This window comes from Stenotrophomonas sp. LM091 (genome assembly GCF_001806305.1).
Lineage (GTDB): Bacteria > Pseudomonadota > Gammaproteobacteria > Xanthomonadales > Xanthomonadaceae > Stenotrophomonas > Stenotrophomonas bentonitica_A.
In genome coordinates, this window is the sequence record NZ_CP017483.1 from 2244444 (window position 1) to 2267801 (window position 23358).

Below are 23358 nucleotides of genomic sequence, written 5' to 3' on the forward strand. Positions count from 1 at the left end.
ATCACAGCGTGACCTGCCCCTCGATGCAGGTCACGCAGTCCCCGCCGATCCACAGTGCTTCGCCCACGCGCTCTACCCGCAGCCGTCCAGCACGGCCCATGGCGGTGCCCTGGCTGATCACATAGCGCTCCGGCGCCTCGCCGGTGCTCAGCAGCCAGCGCGCGATGCCGGCATTGAGGCTGCCGGTGGCCGGGTCCTCCGGTGCGCCGTCACCGGCAATGAAGGCGCGGCTTTCATACTGGGCCTCGTCGCCATCGCTGGCCTGCCACGGCCCGAACACGCCGACCTTCAGCCCCTGCAGCTGGGCGTAGTCCGGCTGGATCGCCAGCACCGCGGCGCGGTCACGCAGGCGCAGGGCGAGCCAGCCGGTACCGTTGTCCGCCCAGCGCGCGTCCACCACGTCCTGCGTTGCCACGCCGAGCCCGCGCCGCACCTGTTCACGCAGGTCCGGCGCCAATGCGTCGCCCCGCAGCAGTGGCGGCGCCAGGAACGCCAGGCCCGCCTCGCTGCGGCGGATCCGCACCAGGCCGATGCCGCACTCCTGCACGATCTCTTCGCCCTTGGGCATGCCGCCATGGGCCAGCCAGGCATGACAGCTGCCCAGGGTGGGATGCCCGGCGAACGGGAGTTCTTCCAGCGTGGTGAAGATGCGCACGCGATAGTCCGCCTGCGGATCGGTAGGCGGCAGCAGGAAGGTGGTCTCGCTCAGGTTGGTCCAGTGCGCGAACGCGGCCATGCGCGCGTCGTCGATGCCTTGGGCCTCCAGAACCACGGCCAGCGGATTGCCGCGCAGGGGATCCCGGCTGAAGACATTGACCTGTTGGAACGGCAGCGTAGGCATGGCGGAACGTCGGTAACCGGGTGGAACGCGCATGATGCGCGCCACCGCGGCGTCGGGTCGAGCGGTGCGCCCGTCGCGCCCTAGGCCGCGTCGGTTTCCATCACCTGCACGCGGCGCTGGTACCAGCCATCGGCCTCGGGTTCGAAGATGGCACTACGGGTCATCTCGCCCTGGTAGACGTGCACCGAGATCGCCAGCTCCGCATCGCTGGTATTGCGGATGGTGTGGTACTCGTGCGGCGGGATCAGGCTGCCGGCGCTGCCACAGTCGCCCACCACGGCTGCTTCGGGGCGGAAGCGGAACCGCTCGCCGTCACGCTCCAGCAGCTGGTACTGGGTGATTTCCAGCTGGCCCAGCCACACGCCCTCCACGCACCACAGCCCGCTGTGGTCATGCAGCGGCGTGCCCTGCCCCGGCCCCCAGCTCATCGCCACGATGCTGTAGCCGTGCACGGGGCTGCGGTACAGCTCGCGGCGCGCGTAGTGGTCCTGGATGGGGCGATGCACGCAGGCCGGCAGCTGGATCCGGCTGTCGGCGATCGCCTCACGCAACGCCGAGCGCAGCGTGGCGGCGATCTGGTGCGCGTGCTCGTGCTGCACCGCATGGTCGACCGCGGCGATCAATCGATCGCGGCCATGGAACGGCGGAAACGGGTTGCATTGGTCTTGCATGCCCCGAGTCTAGGCGATCCCGGTGAACAACGTGTTTGACCTGGATCACATCCGTTTGCCCCACGATCTCCGACATACCCCGCCATTCGAAAGAAATAGTCGGACTTGCCTATCGATCAGGGAATCAGCAGCGGCCGCAACGAGGGAACCTGACGGGCGAGTTCCTCGGTGACCAGCGTGGCGAACAGCGCCGCGCCATCCGGGCCCAGATGGGTGTAATCAAAGGCGACCTTGGCCTGCCCCATGGGCTCGGTGGCGGCGTTGTTCTGCGCGACGGGTGCGCCAGCGACGGGCGCTGCACCCACGGTCGTACCGCCCAGCGCCGCACCCACCTGCGCAGGCGTGGCGGCCGCCTGTGCCAGCGGCATCGAGGCTACCGGCCCCAGCGCCTGCACCACCGCGCGGCTGCGTGCGTGCAGGTCGACCAGCGGCACCTCCAGTTCCCGCGCAACAGTGCGCACGGCCTCGGCCCACGGGGCCAGATCATCGATCAGCACGCCGTCGGCGAACTGGCGGCGGGTCAACGGGGTCAGCAGCACCGGCTGGGCACCGGCGGCGCGGACCTCGCGCACGTAGCGGCGCAGATTGTCCGGAAACTCGCGCTGCAGATCGGTGGAGCGGCCCGGCTTGCCTGGCTGGTCGTTGTGGCCGAACTGGATCAGTACCCAGGTCTGCGCATAGCCCGGCGTGCGCATCTCCGCCCCGGCCAGCGCCCACGAGCCTTCGGCACGGTAGTTGTAGGTGCTGCGGCCGCCGCGGGCCAGGTTGGTGCAGGTCAGGAACGAGGTCACGTGCCGTGCGCAGAACGCCGGCCCCCAGCCGCCCTGCACGGCCGTGGTGGAATCGCCAACCAGCACGATCTTGCTGGCGCGGATCGGGGTCGGTGCCGGGCGGTCCATCACCGCCGGATCCACGGCGGCCTGCGCCGCGCTCATCAGGGCGAACAGTGCGCTGCCGAGCAGCCAGGACGTACACCGCATCAGAATGTGCCTCGTTGGATGAAGGGGGCCTGCTGATAGAGACGACGCTCGCCACCGCGCGGGTCGTCGGCCTGCTGCGAGGTGGCATCGAACAGCATCGTTTCGCGGCGGGCGAGCGAATAGGTCTGCCAGCGTGGCAGTCCGCCATGATTCGGATCGCCACGGCGGGCGAAGGCGATCAGGGCCTCGCTCATCGTGGCTGCCACGCGTGCAGCCTCCTCGCCGCCACCGGTGCGCGAGCCGGGGCGGTCGATGTTGTCGAACACCAGCGGGATATCCAGGGTGTGGAACGCACCGAACCTGCCGCCGTCCAGCGGCGAGCCCCAATCGAGTTGATAAGCCCAGGTGGGTGCGCCCTGGCGTGCACGCGCCTCCAGTTCCTCCACCGCACCGCGCCATGAACGACCGGCGGTGGTGGCGGCGAAGAACACCTCCGAAGGCGTGTAGTGCGGATACAGGCGGCGGTACTCGGCGATCACCACCGAGGGCAGCAGATCCACGTACTGCTCTTTCTCCAGCTTGGCCGGCAGCGTCTCCCAGGTGAGGGCGAAGTTGGCCGGGTCGTTGCCGAGGAACGCGCGGGTTTCATCGTGGGTGTTGCCGATCACCATCGGGATTCCGGCGGACTGTGCCGGCGCCTCCGGCCAGAACGGATGCACCGGCAGCGAGCGACCGTCCAGCACGGGGCCCACGTACAGGCTGCTGTTCTCCACGCGCGAGGGATCGCGTGCACGGGTGGCGGCCATCAGCGCTTCCATCGGCATCGTGCGCAGCGCCTCGGCATCGGCCGCCCCCACGGCCTGCATCGCGATCTGCGCGCGCTGGGTGGCCGCACGCGGGCCGGCAGCGGTGACCTGCTGCCCGCTCATCGTCCACGCGCGCTGGAACAGGCCGCGCGCGGCCGGCATCGCCATCAGCGTGGCGATCTTCGCCCCGCCACCGGATTGGCCGACCACGGTGATGTTGCCCGCATCGCCACCGAACTCCGGCGCGTGCTGGCGGACCCACTGCAGCGCCTGGACCAGATCGAGCTGGCCGACATTGCCCGAATCGGCGAAGCGCGCATCGCCCAACTGCGCCAGGTACAGGTAACCGAACACGTTGAGCCGATGGTTGACCGTGACCACGACCACGTCGCCACGCCGGCACAACGCGCTGCCGTCATACAGCGGGTCGCTGCCCGAGCCGTTGTTGTAGGCACCGCCATGGATATAGAACACGATCGGCCGCCTGCCGCCGTCGCGCAGCGCCGGGGTCCACACGTTGAGAAACAGGCAGTCCTCGCTGCCCGGCCCTTCGTTACCGCCCTGCGGCGCGGCATTGCCGTACGCCAGTGCATCACGCACGCCACGCCAGGCCGATTCCTGCACAGCCGGCTGGAAGCGCCGGGGCGCGGTATCGGCGCCATAGGGAATGCCGCGGAACACATTCACGCCCTGCTCGAGCTGCCCGCGCAGGCGCCCGCTGCGTACACGCGCCAGCGGAGCGGCATCGTGGCGCGGGCCGGGCACCCCGGCAAAGGCCGGCAACAGCGGCAGGCTGGTAGCACCGAGCATCAGTGCATAGCGCGCGCTGTCGCGCAGGAAACGACGCCGTTGAAGATCGGCGGGGCTATCAGTCATGGCGCGCGGGCTCCGTGTGGCGCGAGGGGATCCAGCGCAGGGCCAGCTCGGGCCACTGCGCGGCGGTCAAACCGGCTGGGATGCGCACGCCGAAGCCGTGGCCGCCGAACGGGAACAGATGCATTTCGGTGGCGACGCCGGCGCGCCGCAGCGCCTGGTAATACACCAGGCTGTTGTCGACCGAGACCACGGTGTCGTCCTGCGCATGCACCAGGAAGGTCGGCGGCGTATCGGCGCGGACCTGCTCCTGCATCGAGAATCGCGCCTGCAGCGCGGCATCGGGGTGCGGGCCAAGCAGGCGCGTACGCGAGCCGGTATGCGCGTGCGCGCCCATGTCGATCACCGGGTAGATCAGCAAAGCGACATCCGGGCGTGCGCTGAGCGCATCGATGGCATCGCGATGGGGATAGACCGGTGCATCGAAGCCATTGCTCAGCCGTGCCGCGACGTGGCCGCCGGCCGAAAAACCCATTACCCCGACGCGCTGCGGATCGATCTGCCAGCGCGAAGCATCCGCGCGGATCACCCGCATCGCGCGCTGCGCATCGGCCAGGGCGGCCTCGCGATCACTGCGGCCGGCGGGCAGCCGGTAGCGCAGCACGAACAGGGTCACCCCGCCCTGCTCGACGAACGCCGGCACCAGGGCAGTGCCTTCCTTGTCGAGCACGATGCGCTGGTAGCCGCCGCCGGGCACCACCAGCAGCGCGCTGCCGTTCGGGCGCGGTGGCCGGTACACCACCAGGTAGGGCGCACTGACGTTGTCGATGTAGCGATCCGGCAGGGCGGGATCATGGCTGCGCTCCACCACGTTGGGCACGCTGGCCGGGCCGGCTTCGCCCGGCACCTCGCCCGCTGGCCACAACGCGATCCGGTCCGCCGCGCCAGCGGCCGGCTCGGTGTCCGGCACGGCATGCTCGGCCGCGCGCGCCAGGCCGCAGGCCAGCAGCAGGAAAGGCAACAATGACAACACTAGGGGGCGGCGCATCGGCGGACGTCCTTCCGGCAGGGGAACAGGCATCGTGCCTGACCGGCAGCCGTTCTGATGCGCTGCACATTGCCAATGACACCGGTTTACCATATACAGCACATCCAACCGCTGTCGATTGGCAGTGCAACAATTTTTCCGGGAGACCCGCTTGAGCAACGACCACGGCAAACAGGACCTGCCCGACCAGGGGTTGGGCGAGATCGCCCGGCACTTCGTCAGCGCCCGCCAACACGGCCAATCCCTGCCGGATTTCCCGGGCACCATCCCGGAAGACCTCGTCACCGCCTACCAGGTACAGGACCAGGCCATCGCGCTGTGGGACGACCAGGTGGTCGGCTGGAAGGTGGGCTACATCGCTGCCGAGCGCCGCGATGTCTCCGGCGACGACCGGCTGCTGGGCCCGATCTTCTCGCGTCAACTCTGGAATGCTACCGGTGGAACAGTAGAGATTCCGGTGTTCGTCGGGGGCTTCGGCGCGGTCGAGGCCGAGTACGTGATCCAGCTGCAGGAAGACGCCCCGGCGGACAAGCTGCAGTGGACTCCGGAAGAAGCCGAGGCCCTGGCCGCCAAGCTCTTCATCGGCGTTGAAGTGGCCAGCAGCCCGCTGGCGACCATCAACAAGCTCGGCCCGCGCGTGGTGGTGTCGGACTTCGGCAACAACAATGGCCTGGTGCTTGGCCCGGAAATCCCGGACTGGACCCGCCTGGACGATGCCGACCTGCGTGCGGAAACCCGCATCGAGGGCGAGGTGGTCGGCACCGGTGGCGCGACCCTGCTGCCCGGTGGCCTGCGTACCGCCTATGCCTTCGCCCTGGGCCGCTCGGCGCAGCGTGGGCGGCCGTTGAAGGCCGGCGACCTGATCGCCAGTGGCAACGCTACCGGCATCCACGACATCGCCGTGGGCCAGCAAGCATTGATCCGTTTCGTCGGCTACGGCGACATTACCTGCAAGGCCATCGCCGCCGGGTAACCGCGCGGACATGGCGAGCACGCTTGGGAGGGCGCAGATGTTCACTCGCAGAAGTTTCCTGGCCACCAGTCTGGGCGCGCTTGCCGCGCCCGCGCTGACGGCTTGTTCGCGGTCGTCCAACGCCGCACCGGCTGGTGCGCAGTTGCTGACCGCCACCGACGTCCACGTCGCCGACTACCCCACCGTCACGGCGGTGAAATGGATCGGGAAGACGCTGGAAGAAAAAACCGGCGGCCGGCTGCGCCTGCGCCAGTACCACTCCGGCCAGCTCGGCCGCGAGTCCGAGGCGATCGACATGGCCCGCTTCGGCGCCATCGACATCACCCGCGTCTACTCCGGCGCGCTCAACAACGCATTTCCGCTGACCCAGGGCCTGTGCCTGCCGTACGTGTTCGAGTCGGTGGCGCACATGCGCCGCGCCCTCGATGGTGGCGTTGCCGATACGGTCCTGCAGGGCTTTGAAACCCGCGATCTGGTCGGCCTGGCCATCTACGACTCCGGCGCGCGCTGCTTCTACAACACCAAGCATCCGATCGTGGAACCCAAGGACCTGCATGGCCTGAAGCTGCGCGTGGCGTCTTCGGACATCTTCATCCAGCTGATGCGCCTGCTCGGTGCCAACCCCACCCCGATGTCGCTGGGCGATACCTTCTCGGGCATGGAAACGCACATGATCGACGGTGCGGAAAACAACATGCGCAGCTTCCACTCCAGCCGCCACTTCGAGGCCGCGCACTACTGGTCGCAGAGCGATCATTCCTACGCGCCGGACGTGCTGCTGATGTCGCGCCAGAGCTTCGATGCGCTGAGTCCGGCCGACCGCACCCTGGTGATCGAGACCGCACGCGAGTCGGTGCAGGTGATGCGCGAGCAGTGGGATGCCTCGGAAAACACCGCCCGCCAAGCCGTGGCCGACTTCGGCATCAAGTTCAACGAGGTCGACATGCCGGCCTTCCGCAAGGCCGCCGACCCGCTGCTGCAGCGATACCTGCAGCAGCCGGAGCTGGCCGCCCTCACCCGTCGCATCCGCGACTTCGCCTGAGGCCCCGACGCGATGTCCGACTCGACTTCCGAAACCGTCATCACCCCCACCGCGCCGCAGCGCCTGCTCAACGTCATCGCCGATGTGGCGATCTACATTGCCGTCATCGCCCTGCTGGGCCTGGTGGTGGTGCAGGGCTGGCAGGTGTTCGCCCGCTATGTGATCAATGATTCGCCCAGCTGGACCGAGCCGGTCACGCTGCTGCTGCTCGCCACCGCGATGAGCCTGGGCGCGGCCACCGGCGTGCATACCCGCCGCCACTTCGGCTTCTTCCTGCTCGCCGCCCACATGGGCCCGGGCCTGCGCCGCGCGGTCGATGTGTTCGCCGCGCTGGTGGTGGCCGTGCTGGGCGTGGTCATCGCCTGGTGGGCGGCCGTGCTGCTGATGGACGGCCTGGACATCAAGGCCGCCGGCGCCAACCTGCCGCAGAGCATCAACTACCTGCCCCTGTCGATCGGTGGCGCCTTGATGGCGATCTTCGCCGTGAACCAGATGGCGCTGGCTGTACGGCCGGCCGATGCCGTTGCCGAGGGAGATCGCTGAGTCATGGGTATCACCATTCTTTTCACCGTGTTCGCGGTGCTGTTGCTGCTCGGTGTGCCGGTCGCGTTCGCGCTTGCCGCTGCCGCCCTGGCCACCCTGTGGTACCTGGATCTGCCGACGCTGGTGCTGGTCCAGCAGATCTCGGCCGGTACCGGTTCGGCCTCGCTGATCGCCATTCCGCTGTTCATCTTCGCCGGCGAAATCATGATGCGCGGCGGCATCTCCGAGCGCCTGATCTCGCTGGCGTCTTCGCTGGTCGGGCGCATGCGCGGCGGCCTGGGCCAGGTCTCGATCCTGTCCTCGCTGTTCTTCGGCGGTGTATCCGGTTCGGCCATCGCCGATGTCTCGGCGGTCGGCGGCACGATGATTCCGCAGATGGTCAAGCGCGGCTATGACCGTGACTTCGCGGTCAACGTCAGCATCACCGCCGCGCTGGTCGCGCTGCTGGTGCCGCCCTCGCACAACCTGATCCTGTTCTCGGCCGCGGCCGGGGGTGGCCTGTCGATCGCCGATCTGTTCGCGGCCGGCATCGTGCCGGCGCTGCTGATGACCGTCGCCCTGATGATCACCGGCTACGTGGTCGCGCGTCGTCGCGGCTATGGCGTGGAGATCTTCCCCGGCTGGCGCGCGGTGCTGCTGCGGCTGGTCTCGGCCCTGCCCGGCCTGGGCCTGGTCGCGCTGATCTTCATCGGTATCCGCGCCGGCATCTTCACCGCGGTGGAGAGCGCGGCGATCGCCGTGGTCTACGCCCTGCTGGTGACCACGGTGCTGTATCGCCAGCTGGACTGGCGCGAGTTCCTCGGCACGGTCACCCACGCCGCGCGCAGTACCGGCGTGATCCTGTTCGTGATCGCGACCGCGGCGGTGTTCGGCTGGCTGCTGGCCTATCTGGAAGTGCCGTCGGCGGCGGTCAATTTCCTCCAGTCGTTCGCGCACAGCCAGTTCATGGTGCTGTTGATGATCGTGATCATGCTGTTGCTGCTGGGCACCTTCATGGACCTGGCGCCGATGATCCTGATCTGCACGCCGATCTTCCTGCCGGTGGCCAAGGCCTACGGCATCGATCCGATCCACTTCGGCCTGGTGCTGGTGCTGACCGGTGGCCTGGGCCTGGTGACGCCGCCGGTGGGCTCGGTGCTGTTCATCGGGACCGCGATCGGCAAGATCAGCGTGGGTGAGAGCATGCGCTCGATCTGGCCGTTCTGGTTCGCTGCCCTCGGTGTGCTGCTGATCGTCACCTTCTTCCCGGAAATGTCGCTGTGGCTGCCCGCCCTGCTGCGCGCGTAAGCGTGCGGCGGCTGGCTGCCCTGCTGTGGGTCGCCCTGCCCTGCGCCGCCATGGCGCAGGGCCAGGACATCGCGCTGCGCGGCTTCCAGGACGGCATCAACCATTGGCAGAGCGGCCACGGCACGGATTACCCGCGCTATCGGCCCGATCAGTACCGGCAGATCGCCGACAACCTGGTCGCGCTGCAGCGGCGCGGTGGTGGCTGGGCGGTCAACCAGGATCCCCAGCGGATCCTCGACGAGGCCGCCAGGGCCCAGGTATCGGCCGACCAGGCCACGCCCGGCGGCAGCTTCGACAACCGCAACATCTACACCCAGGTCAGCTACCTGGCCGAGGCCTTCGCGCGCAGCGGGGAGGCCCGCTATCGCGATGCGGCCGTGCGCGGCCTGGACTTCATCCTCGCCGAGCAGATTCCAACGTGTGGCGGCTGGCCGCACTCGGTGCCGTCGCGCACCTCCTACCATGGCCATATCACCTTCGCCGACGATGTCACCAGCGGTGTGCTGACCACGCTGCGGCGGGTGCAGCGCGAGCCGGTGTTCGGCTTCATCACGGCCGATCAGCGTGCCCGCGTGGACGCGGCCGTGACCGCCGGCGATGCCTGCCTGCTGCGCCTGCAGGTGCGCCAGGACGGCGTGCCGACGATCTGGGCCGGTCAGTACGACCGCACCACCCTGCAGCCCGCGCAGGGCCGGAAGTTCGAACTGCCGGCGCTGGTCACCGACGAGAGTGTCGGCGTGGTCCGCTACCTGATGTCGATCCCGGATCCATCGCCGGAGGTGGTCGCCTCGGTCAACGCCGCCATGGCGTGGTTCCAGGCGCACGCGCTGACCGGCTGGCGGCTGGAGACCTTCCAGACCACGCCGGAACAGTTCCAGTTCCATCGCACCACGGTGGATCGCCGCCTGGTCGCCGATACGGATGCCCCACTGCTGTGGGGGCGCTTCCATGACCTGCGCGACAGTTCGGTGGTGCTGGCCAACCGGGAGGGCGAACGCGTGGCCACCTTCGATCAGATTCCGCGCGAGCGCCGCACCGGCTACCACTGGTACGGCACCTGGCCGCAGGCCCTGATCACCACCGAGTACCCACGCTGGCAACAGCGTCCTGCCGGGCCCGGGGCGCGCTGAGCGCGGCCGGCCCACGATACGTTCAAGGGAGAGAGACGATGCACTTGAGGAAGACCCTGGCGAGCTTCGCCACCGCCTGCCTGCTGCTGGCCGGCGCCGGACACGCCGCCGAGCCGGCCACCGCCTGGAAGCGCGGGATCGAGAACCAGCGCCAGGCCGACCTGGGCAACGGTACCTTCCTCAACCCGGTGTTCGCCGGCGACCGTCCGGACCCGTCCGTGCTCAAGGATGGCGACGACTATTACCTCACCCTGTCCTCGTTCGATGCCTACCCCGGCCTGCCGATCTGGCACTCGCGCGACCTGGTCAACTGGCAGCCGCTGGGCCATGCGATCACCAGGAACGTGGGGGCGATCTGGGCCCCGGACATCGTCAAGCACGGCAGCCGCTACTACATCTACTTCCCCGCCCGCACCGGGGAGACCCGCAGCAACTTCGTGGTCTGGGCCGACAGCATCAAGGGTCCGTGGAGCGAGCCGATCGACATCGGCCTGGGCAGCTACATCGATCCCGGCCATGCAGTAGGCGAAGACGGCAAGCGCTACCTGTTCCTCAGCGGCGGCGACTATGTGCAGCTGGCCGACGACGGCCTGAGCGTGGTCGGCACGCCCAAGCACGTCTACGACGGCTGGAAATACCCGGAAAGCTGGGACGTGGAGGCCTATGCGCAGGAAGGCCCGAAGATCAATTTCCGCGATGGCTGGTACTACATGACCACCGCCGTGGGCGGCACCGCCGGCCCGCCCACCGGGCACATGGTGATCACCGCGCGCTCGCGCTCGATCCACGGCCCGTGGGTGAACGCACCGAACAACCCGATCATGCGCACCCAGTCGGCCGCCGAGCCGTGGTGGTCGCGCGGCCACGCCACGGTGATCGAAGGCACCGACGGGCGCTGGTGGATGATGTATCACGGCTACGAGAACGGGTACTGGACGCTGGGCCGCCAGGCCCTGCTGGAGCCGATCGAATGGACCGCCGATGGCTGGTTCGTGGCCAAGGGCGGCGACCTCGGCCAGCCGCTGGCCATGCCTTCGGGCACATCGGTCGGCCAGCACGGCATGGCGTTGTCCGATGACTTCCGCGGCAAGACCCTCGGCGCACAGTGGTCGTTCTTCAACCCGGCCCAGGACGAGTACAAGCGCCTGGGCTTCACCGGCAAGGGCATGGTGCTGCAGGGCAAGGGCAGCACCCCGCGCGACAGCTCGCCGCTGACCGCCATCGCCGGCGACAAGGCCTACCAGTTCGAGGTCGAGATGGAGATTGCCCCGGGCGCGGTGGGCGGTGCCCTGCTCTTCTACAGCGACCGCCTGTACGTGGGCGTGGGCAGCAACGGCGAGAAGTTCATCATGCACCGCTACGGCGAGGAGCGCCCCACCCGGCTGGCCCCCAGCGCCACCGGTGGCACGCTGTGGCTGCGGGTGACCAACAACCGCCACATCGTGACCATCCACTCCAGCACCGATGGCAAAACCTGGCAGAAGTACCCGGTTCAGATGGAAGTCTCCGGCTACCATCACAATGTGGCGGGCAAGTTCCTGGCCCTGAAGCCGGCGATCTATGCTGCCGGTGACGGCAAGGTCCAGTTCCGGAACTTCCGCTACCGCGCCCTTGATTGAGCTCCCCGCTAGAATCCCCTGACTCATCCCCGGTTTGAACGACATGTCATTGCGCAGCAAAACCGATCCGTCGCCGCACGGATTGACCAAAGGCAAGGCCGCCACGATCAACGACATCGCGCGTCTGTCCGGGGTATCGAAGAAGACCGTTTCGCGGATCATCAACAACTCGCCGCTGGTGCGCAAGGACACGCGCGAGAAGGTCGAAGCGCTGATGCGCGAGGTCGGTTACACGCCGGACCCGCTGGCCCGGGGGCTGGCGTTCCGGCGCTCGTTCCTGATCGGCATGGTGTACGACAACCCGACCGCGCAGTACATCGTGGACATGCAGTACGGCGCGCTGGACGCGCTGCGCGGCTCCAGTTTCGAACTGGTCGTGCACCCCTGCGATTCGCGCAGCCCCGGCTACATCGAGGGGGTGCGCCGCTTCGTGCAGCAGCAGAAGCTGCACGGCGTGATCCTGGTGCCGCGTGCCTCCGAAGACCAGGCGCTGGTGGACATGCTCGATGAGATCGGCTGCCGCTTCACCCGGATCGCCTCGCTGCCGCTGGATGACACCTCGCAGATGGTGGTCACCCACGATCGCGACGGCGCGGCCGAAGCTGCCGATTACCTGCTTTCCCTGGGCCACCGCGACATCGCCCTGGTGACCGGCCCGAGCGCGTACCGCTCGGCGCACGAACGCACTGCCGGCTTCATCGATGCGCTGGCCAAGCGCGGCATCGAGCTGCCCCCCGCTCGCATCGTCGAGGCCGGCTATACCTTCGAATCCGGCGTGGCCGCGGCCGAAAAGCTGCTGCTGGGCAAGCAGCGCCCGACCGCCATCTTCACCGGCAACGATGAAATGGCTGCCGGTATCTACAAGGTCGCCCTGCGCGCGGGCATCAACATTCCGCGCCAGCTCTCGATCATCGGCTACGACGACAGCCCGCTGGCGTCGCGCCTGTGGCCGTCGCTGACCTCGGTGCGCCGCCACACGCGCGACACCGGCCGAACCGCCGCGGCCATGCTGATCCAGCCCGATGGCCAGGCGGTGATGCAGCACGCCAGCGTGCGCCCGCACCTGATCGTGCGCGACTCCTGCCAGCCGCCCGAGGATTGACGCGCGCCGCGATGGCAACGACGCGCGTTCATGATGAACGCGTCGCCACGCGCCCGTGCACTCCGTTGCCGATCGCACGGCTTTTCTGACATGGACACCACGCCGGGCCCGCCCCGGTCCATCGTGCGCTGCAAAATGACACCGGTTTACCAAATCGCTACAATCACTTGAAATCGCGCCGGGGCCGACGCATCGCCCCACCCCTGCTCTGGAGACGCCATGTACTGCAAGACCCACTACGCCACCCATCCCGACGCCATCAAGGGCGCCAGCAATGACGACCTGCGCGAGCTGTATCTGCTCGACGGTCTGTTCAACGCCGATGCGGTGACCCTGAAGTACACCCATTACGAGCGCTTCGTGCTCGGCGGTGCGGCCCCGGTCAACGGCCCGGTCTCGCTGCCCAAGCAGACCGAGCCGGCCTCGGCTGCCGGCCACGCGTTCCTGGAGCGCCGCGAGCTGGGCGTGATCAACGTCGGCGCCGGCAGCGGCACCGTCACCGTGGACGGCACCGTGTTCACGCTGGGTCCGAAGGATGGCCTGTACGTGGCCATGGGCAGCACGGAGGTGGTGTTCGCTTCCGATGACGCGGCCAACCCGGCGCAGTTCTACCTGGCCTCGACCCCGGCGCATGCGCGCTTCGAGACCAAGGCGCTGTCGATCAAGGACGCCGTGGCACTGGACCGTGGCGCGCTGGAAACCAGCAACGAACGCACCATCTACCAGTACATCGTGCCGGCCACCTGCCAGTCCTCGCAGCTGCTGCTGGGCCTGACCGTGCTCAAGCCGGGCAGCGTCTGGAACACGATGCCGCCGCACCTGCATGACCGCCGCAGCGAAGTCTATTTCTACTTCGACCTGGGCCAGAACGACCGCGTGTACCACTTCATGGGCGAGCCGGACGCGCAGCGCCACATCGTCATCCAGAACAACGAAGCCGTCGTCTCGCCGCCGTGGTCGATCCACATGGGCGCAGGCACCAGCAACTACGCCTTCATCTGGGCGATGGGTGGCGAGAACCTGGATTACACCGACATGCACGTGCTGGACATCTGCCAGCTGAAGTAACCCCGACGCGCCGCCGGCATCGCGCCGGCGGCGTCTGTTACGCATTGGACAAGGACTACATACGCAATGGCTAATCCGTTCAGTCTGGAAGGCAAGGTCGCCCTCGTCACCGGTGGCAACACCGGCCTGGGCCAGGGCATCGCGGTCGCATTGGCGCAGGCCGGTGCCGACGTCGCCGTGGCCGGCATCGCGCCGCCCACCGAGACCATCGAAAAGATCACCGCGCTGGGCCGTCGCTGCCTGGCGATCGAAGCGAACCTGATCAGCATCGAGCCGGTCGAGCGTGTCATCCGCGAAACCATCGAAGGCCTGGGCGGCCTGGACATCCTGGTCAACAACGCCGGCCTGATCCGCCGCGCCGACGCGGTGGAGTTCAGCGAGCAGGATTGGGATGACGTGATGAACGTCAACATCAAGTCCGCGTTCTTCATCTCGCAGGCCGCCGGCAAGCATTTCATCGCCCAGGGCCGCGGCAAGATCATCAACATCGCCTCGATGCTGTCCTTCCAGGGCGGTATCCGCGTACCGTCGTACACCGCCAGCAAGAGCGGCATCGCCGGCATCACCCGCCTGCTCGCCAACGAGTGGGCCAGCAAGGGCATCAACGTCAACGCGATCGCCCCGGGCTACATGGCCACGGACAACACCGCCGCACTGCGCGCCGATGAGGACCGCAACAAGTCCATCCTCGACCGCATCCCGGCCGCACGCTGGGGCACCCCGGAAGACCTCGGCGGCACCGCCGTGTTCCTGGCCTCCAGCGCTTCGGACTACGTCAACGGCGCAGTGCTGCCGGTTGATGGTGGTTGGCTCGCCCGGTAACACCATCGCTATGCGCTGGCGCTCCCACGATCTGCGCTGCAGATCGTGGGCCCCGAGCAATCGTTGCATCCAGACCCCCACCGCTTCGCGGTCGCCCCCTGACTCAGGGGGCTTTCCACCAGATGCACGCCGGTAGTGCCGGCCGCTGGCCGGCAGCTCTCCATCCAGGAGCATGACCATGCTGCGTTTGCTGTTGTCCCTGTCGTTCCTGCTCGCGGCCCCCAGCGCGCTGTGCGCCCCGCACCGCATCTTCATTGCCGGGGATTCCACCGCCGCCGAGTACGGCCCGGAGCGCGCGCCACAGGCCGGCTGGGGCCAGGCGTTGCAGAGCTATCTCGATCCCGCCGTGTGGGAGGTCCGCAACCATGCCAAGGGCGGCCGCAGCACGCGCAGCTTCATCGATGAGAAGCGCCTGGATGCGATCGCCGCCGAGCTCCAACGTGGCGACGTGCTGCTGATCCAGTTCGGACACAACGACGCCAAGTTCGAAGACCCCACGCGCTATACCGATCCTGCCGTTGCCTACCCGCAGTTCCTGAAGCGCTACGTGCAGCTGGCGCGCGACAAGGGCGCCACGCCGGTGCTGATCACCCCGGTGGCGCGGCTGCTGTACGACTTCGGCTCGCTGCTGGACACGCACGGTGTGTACACCCAAGCCGTGAAAGCGCTGGCGACACGCGAGCAGGTCGCGCTGATCGATCTCAACGACAGCTCCACGCGCTGGATCCGCGGGCTGGGCGAGCAGGGTGCCAAACCGTACTTCATGTTCGTGCCCGAGCAGAACAAGGCCGACGGCACGCACTTCAGCGTGGCCGGTGCGACGGCGGTGGCGTGCCTGGTGATGCGTGACTGGGTGGCGTTGCAGCCGGAACTCACCTCGGCGCTGAAGCGCGATATCGACTGCGAGGTGCGCAGTGCAGGGCAGGGCGGTGATGCGGCGAAGCCCTCGCGTGTCGTGCACGAACGCGATATCGCCGTGACCCAGCCGGGGCCGCACGGCGGGGCGGGGCCGACCACGGCGTATCCGTTTTTCGCCGAGGACACGGACCTCCCGTTCGTGCTGCGCAAGCGCGTGCTGCACAAGGGCGCGGGCATCGGCCTGCACCCGCAGCACAAGGACGAGATCTACTACATCGTCAGCGGGCAGGGCAGCTACGTGCTGGATGGCAAGCAGTACGACGTGGCGGCGGGGGATGCGCTGCTGACGCGGACCGGCAGCTCGCATGCGCTGCAGCAGGTGGGCGAGGAGGATCTGGTGGTGCTGCTGGCGTACCCGCGGTGATCGAAACCCAGCCGAGCACGGGCTCGGCTCTACACGGGCTGCGTTGCGCTGTAGCGCCGGGCCTACGCTCGGCCTGGCCCTACAAGGGCTCCGGGCCGAAGTGCTGCAGCCCCAGCCGCGCCAGGTCTTCCGGGCGCTCGAAATAGGCTTCGTCGAAGGCGTGCAGGGCGGCCTGCTCCTCATCGGTCATCGCGCCGTACAGGTCGGTCAGTTCCTTGATTTCCGGGTCGTCCTCCAGCCGGTCCAGCAAGCCACGCATTCCTGCCAGGATCGCGTGGGTCTGCACCGCACCCATTGCCTGCAGCGCGCGCAGCGCCAGCTGGCAGGTCGGGTCGCCCCAGTTGCACAGGAACTGCATGAAGCCCCCGTTGTTGATGTCCGCCTCCATGCGCCACAGCGCGACCAGCTGCTGGTCCTCATCGGACAGCGCATCCAGCGACCATTCGGCCGATTTCAGCCGCGCCAGGGCCGCCTCGTAGCGGTCGTCCCACACCTGGTTCGGCACATCGACCACGCCCTTCTTGCGCGCGGGAAGCAGTGCCGGCCAGTTCACGCCCAGCCCATCGGGCGTGAGCACCCACTGCGCGCGCTGCAGGGCATCGGCCTCGTGCAGCGCAGGTGCCCAACGTAAGGGTTGCCGGGTGCGCCTGCCATCGGCGAGGGCCAGCAGGACGAAGTCGTCGTCGAAATCGACGGTGGCCACGCGCAGGGAAGCGAAAACATCGGTCATGCGGGTCAGGATACCGGACCGGCCAGCGCGCTCACACGTCGCCGCCGTCTTCCCAGCCTTCGCCCGTACCCTTCTGGAATACGCGGTCGCCGTCCTGCACCTCACCGGCCGGCAGGTGTTCCTTGGCCTCCAAGGCGGCATAGATCGGGGTGAAGTCCGGCGCGGTGGCCTGCATCAACTGCTCGAAGCTGTCGATGACGAAGTAGGTCTTCTGGAAGGTGTCGATCCGGTAGCGGGTGCGCATGATCCGCTCCAGATCGAAACCGATCCGGTTCGGTGCGGCCGACTCCAGCGAGTACAGCGATTCGCCCTTGGACGACACGATGCCGGCGCCGTAGATGCGCAGGCCCTCATCGGTGTTGATCAGCCCGAATTCCACCGTGTACCAGTACAGGCGGGTGAGGTGCTGCAGCGCCTCCGGGCCGATCGCATGCGCCTTGACGCCGCCGCGGCCGTACGCGGCCATGTAATCGGCGAACACCGGGTTCATCAGCAGCGGCACGTGCCCGAACAGGTCATGGAACATGTCCGGTTCGGCGATGTAGTCGATCTGGTCCGGGCGGCGGATCCACCACGTCACCGGGAAGCGGCGGTTGGCCAGATGGTCGAAGAAATCCAGTTCCGGCAGCAGCCCCTCCACACCCACCAAGGTCCAGCCGGTCGCCGCGCCGAGCACCTCATTGAGCTGGTCGAAGCGCGGGATCATGTGCGCGCTCATGCCCATCTCGTCCTGCGCATGCAGGAACTCCTTGCTGGCGCGGCCGACCAGCAATTCGCGTTGGCGCCGGAACAGCGTGCTCCAGGTCGCGTGGTCGTCGGCGGTATAGCTGTCCCAGGGCTGTTCCACGATGGCAGTGGTATAGACCGGCACGTATCCCTTGTCGGTCTGCTGGTGTTCGACGCGGCGGGGGGCGGTGGCGGTTTCCATCGTGGTGGTCTCCTGGGAAGTCATCTGTCGATGCTAGGGCAGGGCGCGCGCAAGAGGTTTGCAAAGTTGCGCGGATATGGCCTGTTGGCGCAATATCATTGCGTCCACATCATGTTGCGGGGCAGCAATGACCGGAGATGCCCAGTTCGACCGCACGGATCTGCGCTTGCTGGCGGAAATCCAGCAACACGGGCGTGCCACCAACGCCGAGCTCGCCGCCCGGGTCAACCTGTCTCCATCGGCCTGCCTGCGGCGGGTCCAGCGGCTGGAAAGCGAGGGCGTGATCGCCGGGTATGGCGCCCGCCTTGAGCCGCGTCAGATCGGCCTGGGCCTGCAGGCCTTCGTCCGCGTGCAGCTGGAGAAACACGACCAGCACGCCATCGGCGTGTTCGCCGACAGCGTCGTGGAATGGGATGAGGTGGTGGCCTGCCACGCGCTCACCGGCGACATGGACTACCTGCTGCACATCTACGTGCGCGACCTGGAGCACTTCTCCAGCTTCCTGCTCGACAAACTGCTCAATGCCGCCGGCGTGGCCGACGTCAATTCCAGCTTCGTGCTGCGCACGGTCAAGGAATTCTGCGCGCTGCCGTTGTCGCAGCTGGAATGACGCCGATCGCCCTCGCGATCGCAAGGTAGAGCCGACCGTTGGTCTGCTGCTCCAACCCCATGGCGTCCGCGGCAACGTCGCTCGAACGGCAGCCGACCAACGGTCGGCTCTACCGGTGGCGGGATTTCAGCCCTCGCACTTTTCCTTGCGCCCCATCAGCCGGCCCACGCGCGAAGGCGCATCGCACTTGGGCGTGGCCGGCGGCGGGGCCAGCGCCGCGGCACGCGCCTTCTGCAGCTGCTGCACCTTGGCGCGGATCTGCGGCATCGCCGCCATCGCGGCCTTCTCGCCTTCCAGGATCGCATTGTTGCGCTGGCCGAAGTCGGCCGCGCCGATGTCCAGCACCTTGGGCCGGATGATCACGTCCGCGCGTGCCAGTTCCTGCTCGCCCAGGCGCTGGCCCATGATCGAGATCGACTGGTTGACGATGCCGAGCATGCCGGTCGGCGCCTTGCCGCTGGCCTTGCTGGAGATGTCCACGGCGATCACGATGTCCGCGCCGAGCTGGCGCGCCGCATCGACCGGCACCGGGCTGACCACGCCGCCGTCGATGTAGTTGTACTTGCCGATCTTCACCGGCTCGAACACGCCGGGGATGCTGCTGGAGGCGCGCACGGCCTGGCCGACATTGCCACGCACGAACACGGTGCGCTCGCCTGTTTCCAACTGGGTGGCGACCGCGGCGAACGGCTTGCTCAGCTTCTCGGCGGGGCGGTTGTCGACCTGGGCGTTAACGTAGTCCTGCAGCTTCTGGCCCTGGACCAGGCCACCGGAGAACAGGCGCACGTCGCGGATGCTGGCTTCATCCAGGGCCACCGCCTTGGACTGCATCTGGAACGCGTCCATGCCGCTGGCATACAGCGCGCCGACCACGCTGCCGGCGCTGGTGCCGGAGACCACCACCGGTTCGAAGCCGTTGGCCTCCAGCATCTTGATCACCCCGATATGGGCGAAGCCCTTGGCCGCGCCGCCGCCAAGCGCGATGCCGATCTTGACCGGCTTGGCCGGGGTTACCGGCACGGCCGCCGGCGGCGGGGTGGGGCGCACGGGATCACCGCCGCAACCGGCCAGCAGGCCGAGCAGGGCAACGGACAGCGTCAGGCGGGTACGGCGCAGTGAGGTCATCGGCGTGGCAACGTGAATGGGCATCGAGGGCCGCCAGCATACCGAAGCGCCGGCGGACCCGGCAGGGCGGCAGGGCAGGGCATTCAGGCGATGACCGGGGATGTCGGGACGCGATCGCCGTCACAACGCGCAGGCTCGGGAGCAGGTAATGAATAGCCGTTGTTTGCGGCTCTGTTGCTGTACTGCAACAATTGTCTGGTAGCGCCGGTCCACCACCCCTCCCAACACAGCCTAAACGCCATGTTCCCGAACCGCACTGCCCACGGCCGTTTCCCGTCCGTGCACCCGCTCGTTGTCGCGCTTGCCGCCCTGCTGCCTTTGACGGCCGCAGCCCAGGACGCCCCCGCCACCAAGGATCCGGTCGCCCTCGATACGCTGCAGGTCACGGCGCAACGCCGCGTCGAAAACGCCAAGGACGTGCCGGTCTCGATCTCGGCCATCCAGGGTGAAAAGCTCGACGTGCTCGGTTCGGCCGGCGATGACATCCGCTTCCTGTCGGCGCGTGTGCCCAGCCTGAACATCGAATCGTCCTACGGCCGTGCCTTCCCGCGTTTCTACATCCGCGGCCTGGGCAACACCGATTTCGACCTCAATGCCTCGCAGCCGGTCTCGCTGGTGTATGACGATGTGGTGCAGGAAAGCCCGCTGCTGAAGGGCTTCCCGCTGTTCGACCTGGCCGGTGTGGAAGTGCTGCGCGGCCCGCAGGGCACGCTGTTCGGCCGTAATACCCCGGCGGGCGTGGTGAAGTTCGATTCGGCGCGTCCCTCGCAGGATGCCGACGGCTACATCAAGGTCGCCTACGGCAGCTACAACACCTGGAACACGCAGGGCGCCTACGGCGGCCCGCTGACCGACCGCTGGTCGGCACGCGTCTCCGCGCTGTATCAGCGCCGCGACGACTGGGTCACCAACACCCGCCAGGGCGCCCCGGCGCAGGGCTTCGAGGGGTATGACGAAGCCGCTGCCCGCGTGCAGTTCCTGTACGAAGGCGATGATGTCGAAGCGCTGTTCAACCTGCACAAGCGCAAGCTCAACGGCACCGCGCGCCTGTTCCGCGCCAACATCATCAAGCCGGGCACCAACCAGTTGGTCGAGAACTTCGACCGCGATGAAGTCTCCACCGATGGCCAGAACTTCTCCGACCTGGAAACCTGGGGCGGCAGCGCGCGCCTGAAGTGGGACCTGGGCCGCGTGACCCTGCACTCGATCACCGGTTACGAGACCGCCGAATCGCTCAACCACGGCGACATCGACGGCGGTTACGGTGCCAGCTTCCTGGGCGCCGGCAACTACGGTCCGGGCAACATCCCGTTCGCCTCCGAATCGGCCGATGGCCTGCCGCACCACCGCCAGTGGACCCAGGAATTCCGCGTGGAATCCAATGAATGGGGCCGCTTCGACTGGCAGGCCGGCGTCTTCTACTTCGATGAAGACGTCACCATCGACAGCTTCAACTACGATTCGCTGACCCCGGGCAATCCGCAGACCGGCCACGCCGTGCAGCAGCAGCGCAACAAGGCCTGGGCGGCCTTCGCCTCCGGCGATTTCGACGTGACCGAGCGCTTCAAGCTGCGCGGTGGCGTGCGCTACACGCAGGACAAGAAGGACTTCAGCGCCAGCGTGCTGCAGGCCGTGCCGTTCGGTACGCCGGTCAGCGGCCCGTACATCGCCAAGACCGACGTCAACGACGTCAGCTGGGACCTGAGCGGCGTCTACCAGATCACCGACAACCTCAACGCCTATGCCCGCGTGGCGAAGGGCTTCCGCGCGCCGTCGATCCAGGGCCGTCTGGCCTTCGGTGGCGTCTCGCAGGCGGATTCGGAGAAGGTGATCTCGTATGAAGCCGGCATCAAGGCCGACCTGTTCGACCGCCGCGCACGCCTGGGCTTCAACGTGTTCCGCTACAACGTCGATGGCCAGCAGCTGATCGCCGTGGGTGGCAGCAACAACACCGCGACCCTGCTCAACGCGGACAAGACCATCGGCCAGGGCGCCGAGCTCGACTTCGAGGCCTACCTGACCGACCACGTCCTGCTGACCCTGGGCAGCAGCTACAACGACACCGAGATCAAGGACAAGGATCTGGCGGTGGCGATCTGTGGCGGCGGCTGCACCATCACCGACCCGACCACGGTCATCGATGGCGGCACCTACGCACTGGTCAACGGCAACCCGCTGCCGCAGGCGCCGAAGTGGATCCACAACCTGACCCTGCGCGCCGGCTTCCCGGTCAACGATGCCAGCGAGTTCTATGTCTACACCGACTGGGCTTACCGCAGCGAAGTGAACTTCTTCCTGTACGAGTCCCCGGAGTTCCGCAGCCGCTCTTCGCTGGAAGGTGGCCTGCGCCTGGGCTACAACTGGGATTACGGCCAGTACGACGTGGCCGTGTACGGCCGCAACCTGACCGACCAGGTGCGCGTGGTCGGCGCGATCGACTTCAACAACCTGACCGGATTCCTCAACGAACCGCGCACGTTCGGCGTGGAGTTCACCGCGAAGTTCTGATGGTAGGTACCCACCGTTGGTGGGTACGCTGTGGAAACGAAAACGGCGCGGAGAAATCCGCGCCGTTTTTTGTTGCATTGCCGTCTAATCGCGGCATTCGACGTAAGATCAAAGGCATGGACGTAACGGACTACAAGCGATCTACACGGCGATGGGCGTTCCTGTTCTGGGCGACCATGGATGCGGTCCAGGTCGCTTTCTACGCCTTGTCGGCACTGCAACGCGGACGGACTCCCTACGCCGATGATGTTCATGGGTCGCTGGCCGTTCTGCAAAGCCATGGGTACGCCACCCTGCTGATGCTGGTGCCAAGCTGGATGCTGCAGGCAAGCCTGATTGCATCGGCTGTACTGCTGCTGCGCCATAGCCGATATGGCGTGCTTCTGGCGTACGCGCAGATACCGTTGCGGCTGATGTTTCTAGTGCCGTCGGTGCCCTTTGCGTTGTCGGCGCTTCAGGGCCTCACCATGGCCCCGGCCGCCAGCGTGCTGATGGCGGTGGGGCTGATGTTGGTGATCGAGCTGCTCAAGATGGGGACGTTGCGTCGAAAGCCTGGTCTCCCTGCTGTCCGCGGCAACGTCCAGTAACGTCCAGTAAGGTGTCGCGTTGTGACAGGCCGCCTTACAACGCGCTCGCCGGCCGCACCTTCAACACCGCTTCTTCAGCCGCACAATCCCGCGCCGAATGCAGCCCTGCCTTGCGTGCCGCGGCGATCTCCTTGCGTGCCGCCAGCAGGTCACTGTTGAACGCGGCGTTGTCATGCAGGCGTGCCACGGCGGCAGCGCCCATGAAGCGGCCTTCGAGGATATCGCTCTGCCAATGCACGTTGCAGACCAGGCGGCTCTCGCCGTAGTTGCGGCCGCGTGCCTGGATCGCGTCGGCGCGGTCCGGGGCGATCTCCGAGAGGATCAGGGCCCAGGCCCAGCCGATCGAGGTATGGCCGGACGGATACGAGCCATTGCCGCGCAGGTCCTGCTCGTCTTCCGGCGAGCAGGTGGGTTCGTTGTTGACCATGAACGGCCGCGCGCGCTGGTAGTGCTTCTTCGCCGTGCGGGTGGCCGCGCTGGCATCGATCCGGCTGCGTTCCAGCAGGCGGTACAGGGCCGGCGTCTTGACCGCATCCACGTCGACATCGATCGCGCAGGAGAACTGATTGGCACCGGCGGGGAAGGCGAGTTCCGCGTCGCGGTGGGCCTGTTCGAAGCGCGGGCTGCCGCGCAGGGCACGGGCCTCACGGCTGACCTGTTCGTCCAGCGCGAAGCCGGCCGAACCGGCGGCCGGCGGTGCCGGTACCAGTGCCAGGCTGTCCGGCACGGCGCTGCCCTGCAGGTAGCCGACCGCCTTGGTGGTGACCGACGCTTCCACCGCCGTGGTGCGCGGTGCCGCCGTTGACGAACAGCCGGCAAGGGCGGCGAACAGGGCGGTCACCAGCATCGGGCGAACGGCAGCAGAGCGCGGGAACGACGACATCGGCAGGTCTCGAAGAGGGG

22 protein-coding genes are annotated in these 23358 nt (G+C 67.6%); 13 read left to right on the forward strand and 9 right to left on the reverse strand.

The window, feature by feature from the left end:
* Position 1: 1 nt before the first annotated feature.
* The 5 genes from BIZ42_RS09710 to BIZ42_RS09730 form a co-directional block, all read right to left on the reverse strand.
* Positions 2 to 841 carry a PhzF family phenazine biosynthesis protein gene (locus tag BIZ42_RS09710; RefSeq protein WP_070426307.1) on the reverse strand — a complete coding sequence of 280 codons (840 nt, stop codon included), beginning with the start codon at positions 839 to 841 and terminating at the stop codon, positions 2 to 4.
* 80 nt (positions 842 to 921) lie between these two features.
* Positions 922 to 1512 carry a cysteine dioxygenase family protein gene (locus BIZ42_RS09715; protein ID WP_070426308.1) on the reverse strand — a complete coding sequence of 197 codons (591 nt, stop codon included), beginning with the start codon at positions 1510 to 1512 and terminating at the stop codon, positions 922 to 924.
* A 116-nt stretch (positions 1513 to 1628) separates the two neighbouring features.
* A complete protein-coding gene (locus tag BIZ42_RS09720; RefSeq protein ID WP_083279933.1) occupies positions 1629 to 2447 on the reverse strand; it encodes a rhamnogalacturonan acetylesterase in 819 nt (272 codons plus the stop codon).
* Positions 2448 to 2491: 44 nt separating this feature from the next.
* Positions 2492 to 4114 carry a carboxylesterase/lipase family protein gene (locus BIZ42_RS09725; protein WP_070426310.1) on the reverse strand — a complete coding sequence of 541 codons (1623 nt, stop codon included), beginning with the start codon at positions 4112 to 4114 and terminating at the stop codon, positions 2492 to 2494.
* Positions 4107 to 5099, reverse strand: a complete 993-nt coding sequence (locus tag BIZ42_RS09730) for an alpha/beta hydrolase (RefSeq protein WP_070426311.1) — start codon at positions 5097 to 5099, stop codon at positions 4107 to 4109. The genes BIZ42_RS09725 and BIZ42_RS09730 overlap by 8 nt, the downstream gene beginning before the upstream one ends.
* Positions 5100 to 5250: 151 nt before the next feature.
* Here BIZ42_RS09730 and BIZ42_RS09735 point away from each other — a divergent pair, with 151 nt between their 5' ends.
* The 10 genes from BIZ42_RS09735 (at position 5251) to BIZ42_RS09780 (ending at position 15967) form a co-directional block, all read left to right on the forward strand.
* The gene (locus BIZ42_RS09735; protein WP_083279831.1) at positions 5251 to 6072 is read left to right on the forward strand and encodes a 2-keto-4-pentenoate hydratase; all 822 of its coding nucleotides are present in this window, start codon (positions 5251 to 5253) and stop codon (positions 6070 to 6072) included.
* A 37-nt stretch (positions 6073 to 6109) separates the two neighbouring features.
* A complete protein-coding gene (locus BIZ42_RS09740) occupies positions 6110 to 7114 on the forward strand; it encodes a TRAP transporter substrate-binding protein (protein ID WP_026069922.1) in 1005 nt (334 codons plus the stop codon).
* A gap of 12 nt (positions 7115 to 7126) precedes the next feature.
* Entirely contained in the window at positions 7127 to 7657 is a 531-nt protein-coding gene (locus BIZ42_RS09745; protein ID WP_019184090.1) for a TRAP transporter small permease, read from the forward strand.
* 3 nt (positions 7658 to 7660) lie between these two features.
* Positions 7661 to 8944 carry a TRAP transporter large permease gene (locus BIZ42_RS09750; protein WP_019184091.1) on the forward strand — a complete coding sequence of 428 codons (1284 nt, stop codon included), beginning with the start codon at positions 7661 to 7663 and terminating at the stop codon, positions 8942 to 8944.
* Positions 8917 to 10074, forward strand: coding sequence for a pectate lyase (gene pelA / locus BIZ42_RS09755; protein ID WP_070426312.1), 1158 nt, complete (start codon positions 8917 to 8919; stop codon positions 10072 to 10074). Before BIZ42_RS09750 ends, pelA begins: the two co-directional genes overlap by 28 nt.
* A 38-nt stretch (positions 10075 to 10112) precedes the next feature.
* Entirely contained in the window at positions 10113 to 11693 is a 1581-nt protein-coding gene (locus BIZ42_RS09760; RefSeq protein ID WP_070426313.1) for a family 43 glycosylhydrolase, read from the forward strand.
* Between the two features lie 43 nt (positions 11694 to 11736).
* Positions 11737 to 12795, forward strand: a complete 1059-nt coding sequence (locus BIZ42_RS09765; RefSeq protein WP_046274231.1) for a LacI family DNA-binding transcriptional regulator — start codon at positions 11737 to 11739, stop codon at positions 12793 to 12795.
* 219 nt (positions 12796 to 13014) lie between these two features.
* On the forward strand, positions 13015 to 13863 hold the full coding sequence (gene kduI, locus BIZ42_RS09770; RefSeq protein WP_070426314.1) for a 5-dehydro-4-deoxy-D-glucuronate isomerase: 849 nt from the start codon (positions 13015 to 13017) through the stop codon (positions 13861 to 13863).
* A 66-nt stretch (positions 13864 to 13929) separates the two neighbouring features.
* On the forward strand, positions 13930 to 14685 hold the full coding sequence (gene kduD, locus BIZ42_RS09775; protein ID WP_070426315.1) for a 2-dehydro-3-deoxy-D-gluconate 5-dehydrogenase KduD: 756 nt from the start codon (positions 13930 to 13932) through the stop codon (positions 14683 to 14685).
* A gap of 178 nt (positions 14686 to 14863) precedes the next feature.
* Positions 14864 to 15967 carry a GDSL-type esterase/lipase family protein gene (locus tag BIZ42_RS09780; protein ID WP_070426316.1) on the forward strand — a complete coding sequence of 368 codons (1104 nt, stop codon included), beginning with the start codon at positions 14864 to 14866 and terminating at the stop codon, positions 15965 to 15967.
* 79 nt (positions 15968 to 16046) lie between these two features.
* Here the strand turns inward: BIZ42_RS09780 and BIZ42_RS09785 are convergent, their stop codons facing one another.
* Positions 16047 to 16697 (reverse strand): DUF4375 domain-containing protein, encoded by a 651-nt coding sequence (locus BIZ42_RS09785; protein ID WP_070426317.1) that lies wholly within the window; start codon positions 16695 to 16697, stop codon positions 16047 to 16049.
* A gap of 31 nt (positions 16698 to 16728) precedes the next feature.
* On the reverse strand, positions 16729 to 17625 hold the full coding sequence (gene phhA / locus BIZ42_RS09790; protein ID WP_070426318.1) for a phenylalanine 4-monooxygenase: 897 nt from the start codon (positions 17623 to 17625) through the stop codon (positions 16729 to 16731).
* Between the two features lie 127 nt (positions 17626 to 17752).
* Here phhA and BIZ42_RS09795 point away from each other — a divergent pair, with 127 nt between their 5' ends.
* The gene (locus BIZ42_RS09795) at positions 17753 to 18235 is read left to right on the forward strand and encodes an Lrp/AsnC family transcriptional regulator (RefSeq protein WP_070426319.1); all 483 of its coding nucleotides are present in this window, start codon (positions 17753 to 17755) and stop codon (positions 18233 to 18235) included.
* Positions 18236 to 18361: 126 nt separating this feature from the next.
* Here the strand turns inward: BIZ42_RS09795 and BIZ42_RS09800 are convergent, their stop codons facing one another.
* Positions 18362 to 19360 (reverse strand): patatin-like phospholipase family protein, encoded by a 999-nt coding sequence (locus BIZ42_RS09800; RefSeq protein WP_019184101.1) that lies wholly within the window; start codon positions 19358 to 19360, stop codon positions 18362 to 18364.
* 240 nt (positions 19361 to 19600) lie between these two features.
* Between BIZ42_RS09800 and BIZ42_RS09805 the strand changes: the two genes are divergently transcribed.
* Both BIZ42_RS09805 and BIZ42_RS09810 read left to right on the forward strand, forming a co-directional pair.
* A complete protein-coding gene (locus BIZ42_RS09805; protein WP_019184102.1) occupies positions 19601 to 21868 on the forward strand; it encodes a TonB-dependent receptor in 2268 nt (755 codons plus the stop codon).
* Positions 21868 to 22455 (forward strand): hypothetical protein, encoded by a 588-nt coding sequence (locus BIZ42_RS09810; protein ID WP_156785722.1) that lies wholly within the window; start codon positions 21868 to 21870, stop codon positions 22453 to 22455. The genes BIZ42_RS09805 and BIZ42_RS09810 overlap by 1 nt, the downstream gene beginning before the upstream one ends.
* A 34-nt stretch (positions 22456 to 22489) precedes the next feature.
* On the opposite strand, the gene BIZ42_RS09815 is transcribed toward BIZ42_RS09810, so the two are convergent.
* On the reverse strand, positions 22490 to 23338 hold the full coding sequence (locus BIZ42_RS09815) for a phosphatase PAP2 family protein (protein ID WP_070426321.1): 849 nt from the start codon (positions 23336 to 23338) through the stop codon (positions 22490 to 22492).
* Between the last annotated feature and the right edge of the window lie 20 nt (positions 23339 to 23358).

Coding starts and splice junctions, on each gene's coding strand:
- BIZ42_RS09710 (WP_070426307.1), bottom strand. CDS start 841: ATGCCTACGCTGCCGTTCCAACAGGTCAATGTCTTCAGCCGGGATCCC.
- BIZ42_RS09715 (WP_070426308.1), bottom strand. CDS start 1,512: ATGCAAGACCAATGCAACCCGTTTCCGCCGTTCCATGGCCGCGATCGA.
- BIZ42_RS09720 (WP_083279933.1), bottom strand. CDS start 2,447: ATGAGCGCGGCGCAGGCCGCCGTGGATCCGGCGGTGATGGACCGCCCG.
- BIZ42_RS09725 (WP_070426310.1), bottom strand. CDS start 4,114: ATGACTGATAGCCCCGCCGATCTTCAACGGCGTCGTTTCCTGCGCGAC.
- BIZ42_RS09730 (WP_070426311.1), bottom strand. CDS start 5,099: ATGCGCCGCCCCCTAGTGTTGTCATTGTTGCCTTTCCTGCTGCTGGCC.
- BIZ42_RS09740 (WP_026069922.1), top strand. CDS start 6,110: ATGTTCACTCGCAGAAGTTTCCTGGCCACCAGTCTGGGCGCGCTTGCC.
- BIZ42_RS09745 (WP_019184090.1), top strand. CDS start 7,127: ATGTCCGACTCGACTTCCGAAACCGTCATCACCCCCACCGCGCCGCAG.
- BIZ42_RS09750 (WP_019184091.1), top strand. CDS start 7,661: ATGGGTATCACCATTCTTTTCACCGTGTTCGCGGTGCTGTTGCTGCTC.
- BIZ42_RS09760 (WP_070426313.1), top strand. CDS start 10,113: ATGCACTTGAGGAAGACCCTGGCGAGCTTCGCCACCGCCTGCCTGCTG.
- BIZ42_RS09765 (WP_046274231.1), top strand. CDS start 11,737: ATGTCATTGCGCAGCAAAACCGATCCGTCGCCGCACGGATTGACCAAA.
- kduI (WP_070426314.1), top strand. CDS start 13,015: ATGTACTGCAAGACCCACTACGCCACCCATCCCGACGCCATCAAGGGC.
- kduD (WP_070426315.1), top strand. CDS start 13,930: ATGGCTAATCCGTTCAGTCTGGAAGGCAAGGTCGCCCTCGTCACCGGT.
- BIZ42_RS09780 (WP_070426316.1), top strand. CDS start 14,864: ATGCTGCGTTTGCTGTTGTCCCTGTCGTTCCTGCTCGCGGCCCCCAGC.
- BIZ42_RS09785 (WP_070426317.1), bottom strand. CDS start 16,697: ATGACCGATGTTTTCGCTTCCCTGCGCGTGGCCACCGTCGATTTCGAC.
- phhA (WP_070426318.1), bottom strand. CDS start 17,625: ATGGAAACCGCCACCGCCCCCCGCCGCGTCGAACACCAGCAGACCGAC.
- BIZ42_RS09795 (WP_070426319.1), top strand. CDS start 17,753: ATGACCGGAGATGCCCAGTTCGACCGCACGGATCTGCGCTTGCTGGCG.
- BIZ42_RS09800 (WP_019184101.1), bottom strand. CDS start 19,360: ATGACCTCACTGCGCCGTACCCGCCTGACGCTGTCCGTTGCCCTGCTC.
- BIZ42_RS09805 (WP_019184102.1), top strand. CDS start 19,601: ATGTTCCCGAACCGCACTGCCCACGGCCGTTTCCCGTCCGTGCACCCG.
- BIZ42_RS09810 (WP_156785722.1), top strand. CDS start 21,868: ATGGTAGGTACCCACCGTTGGTGGGTACGCTGTGGAAACGAAAACGGC.
- BIZ42_RS09815 (WP_070426321.1), bottom strand. CDS start 23,338: ATGTCGTCGTTCCCGCGCTCTGCTGCCGTTCGCCCGATGCTGGTGACC.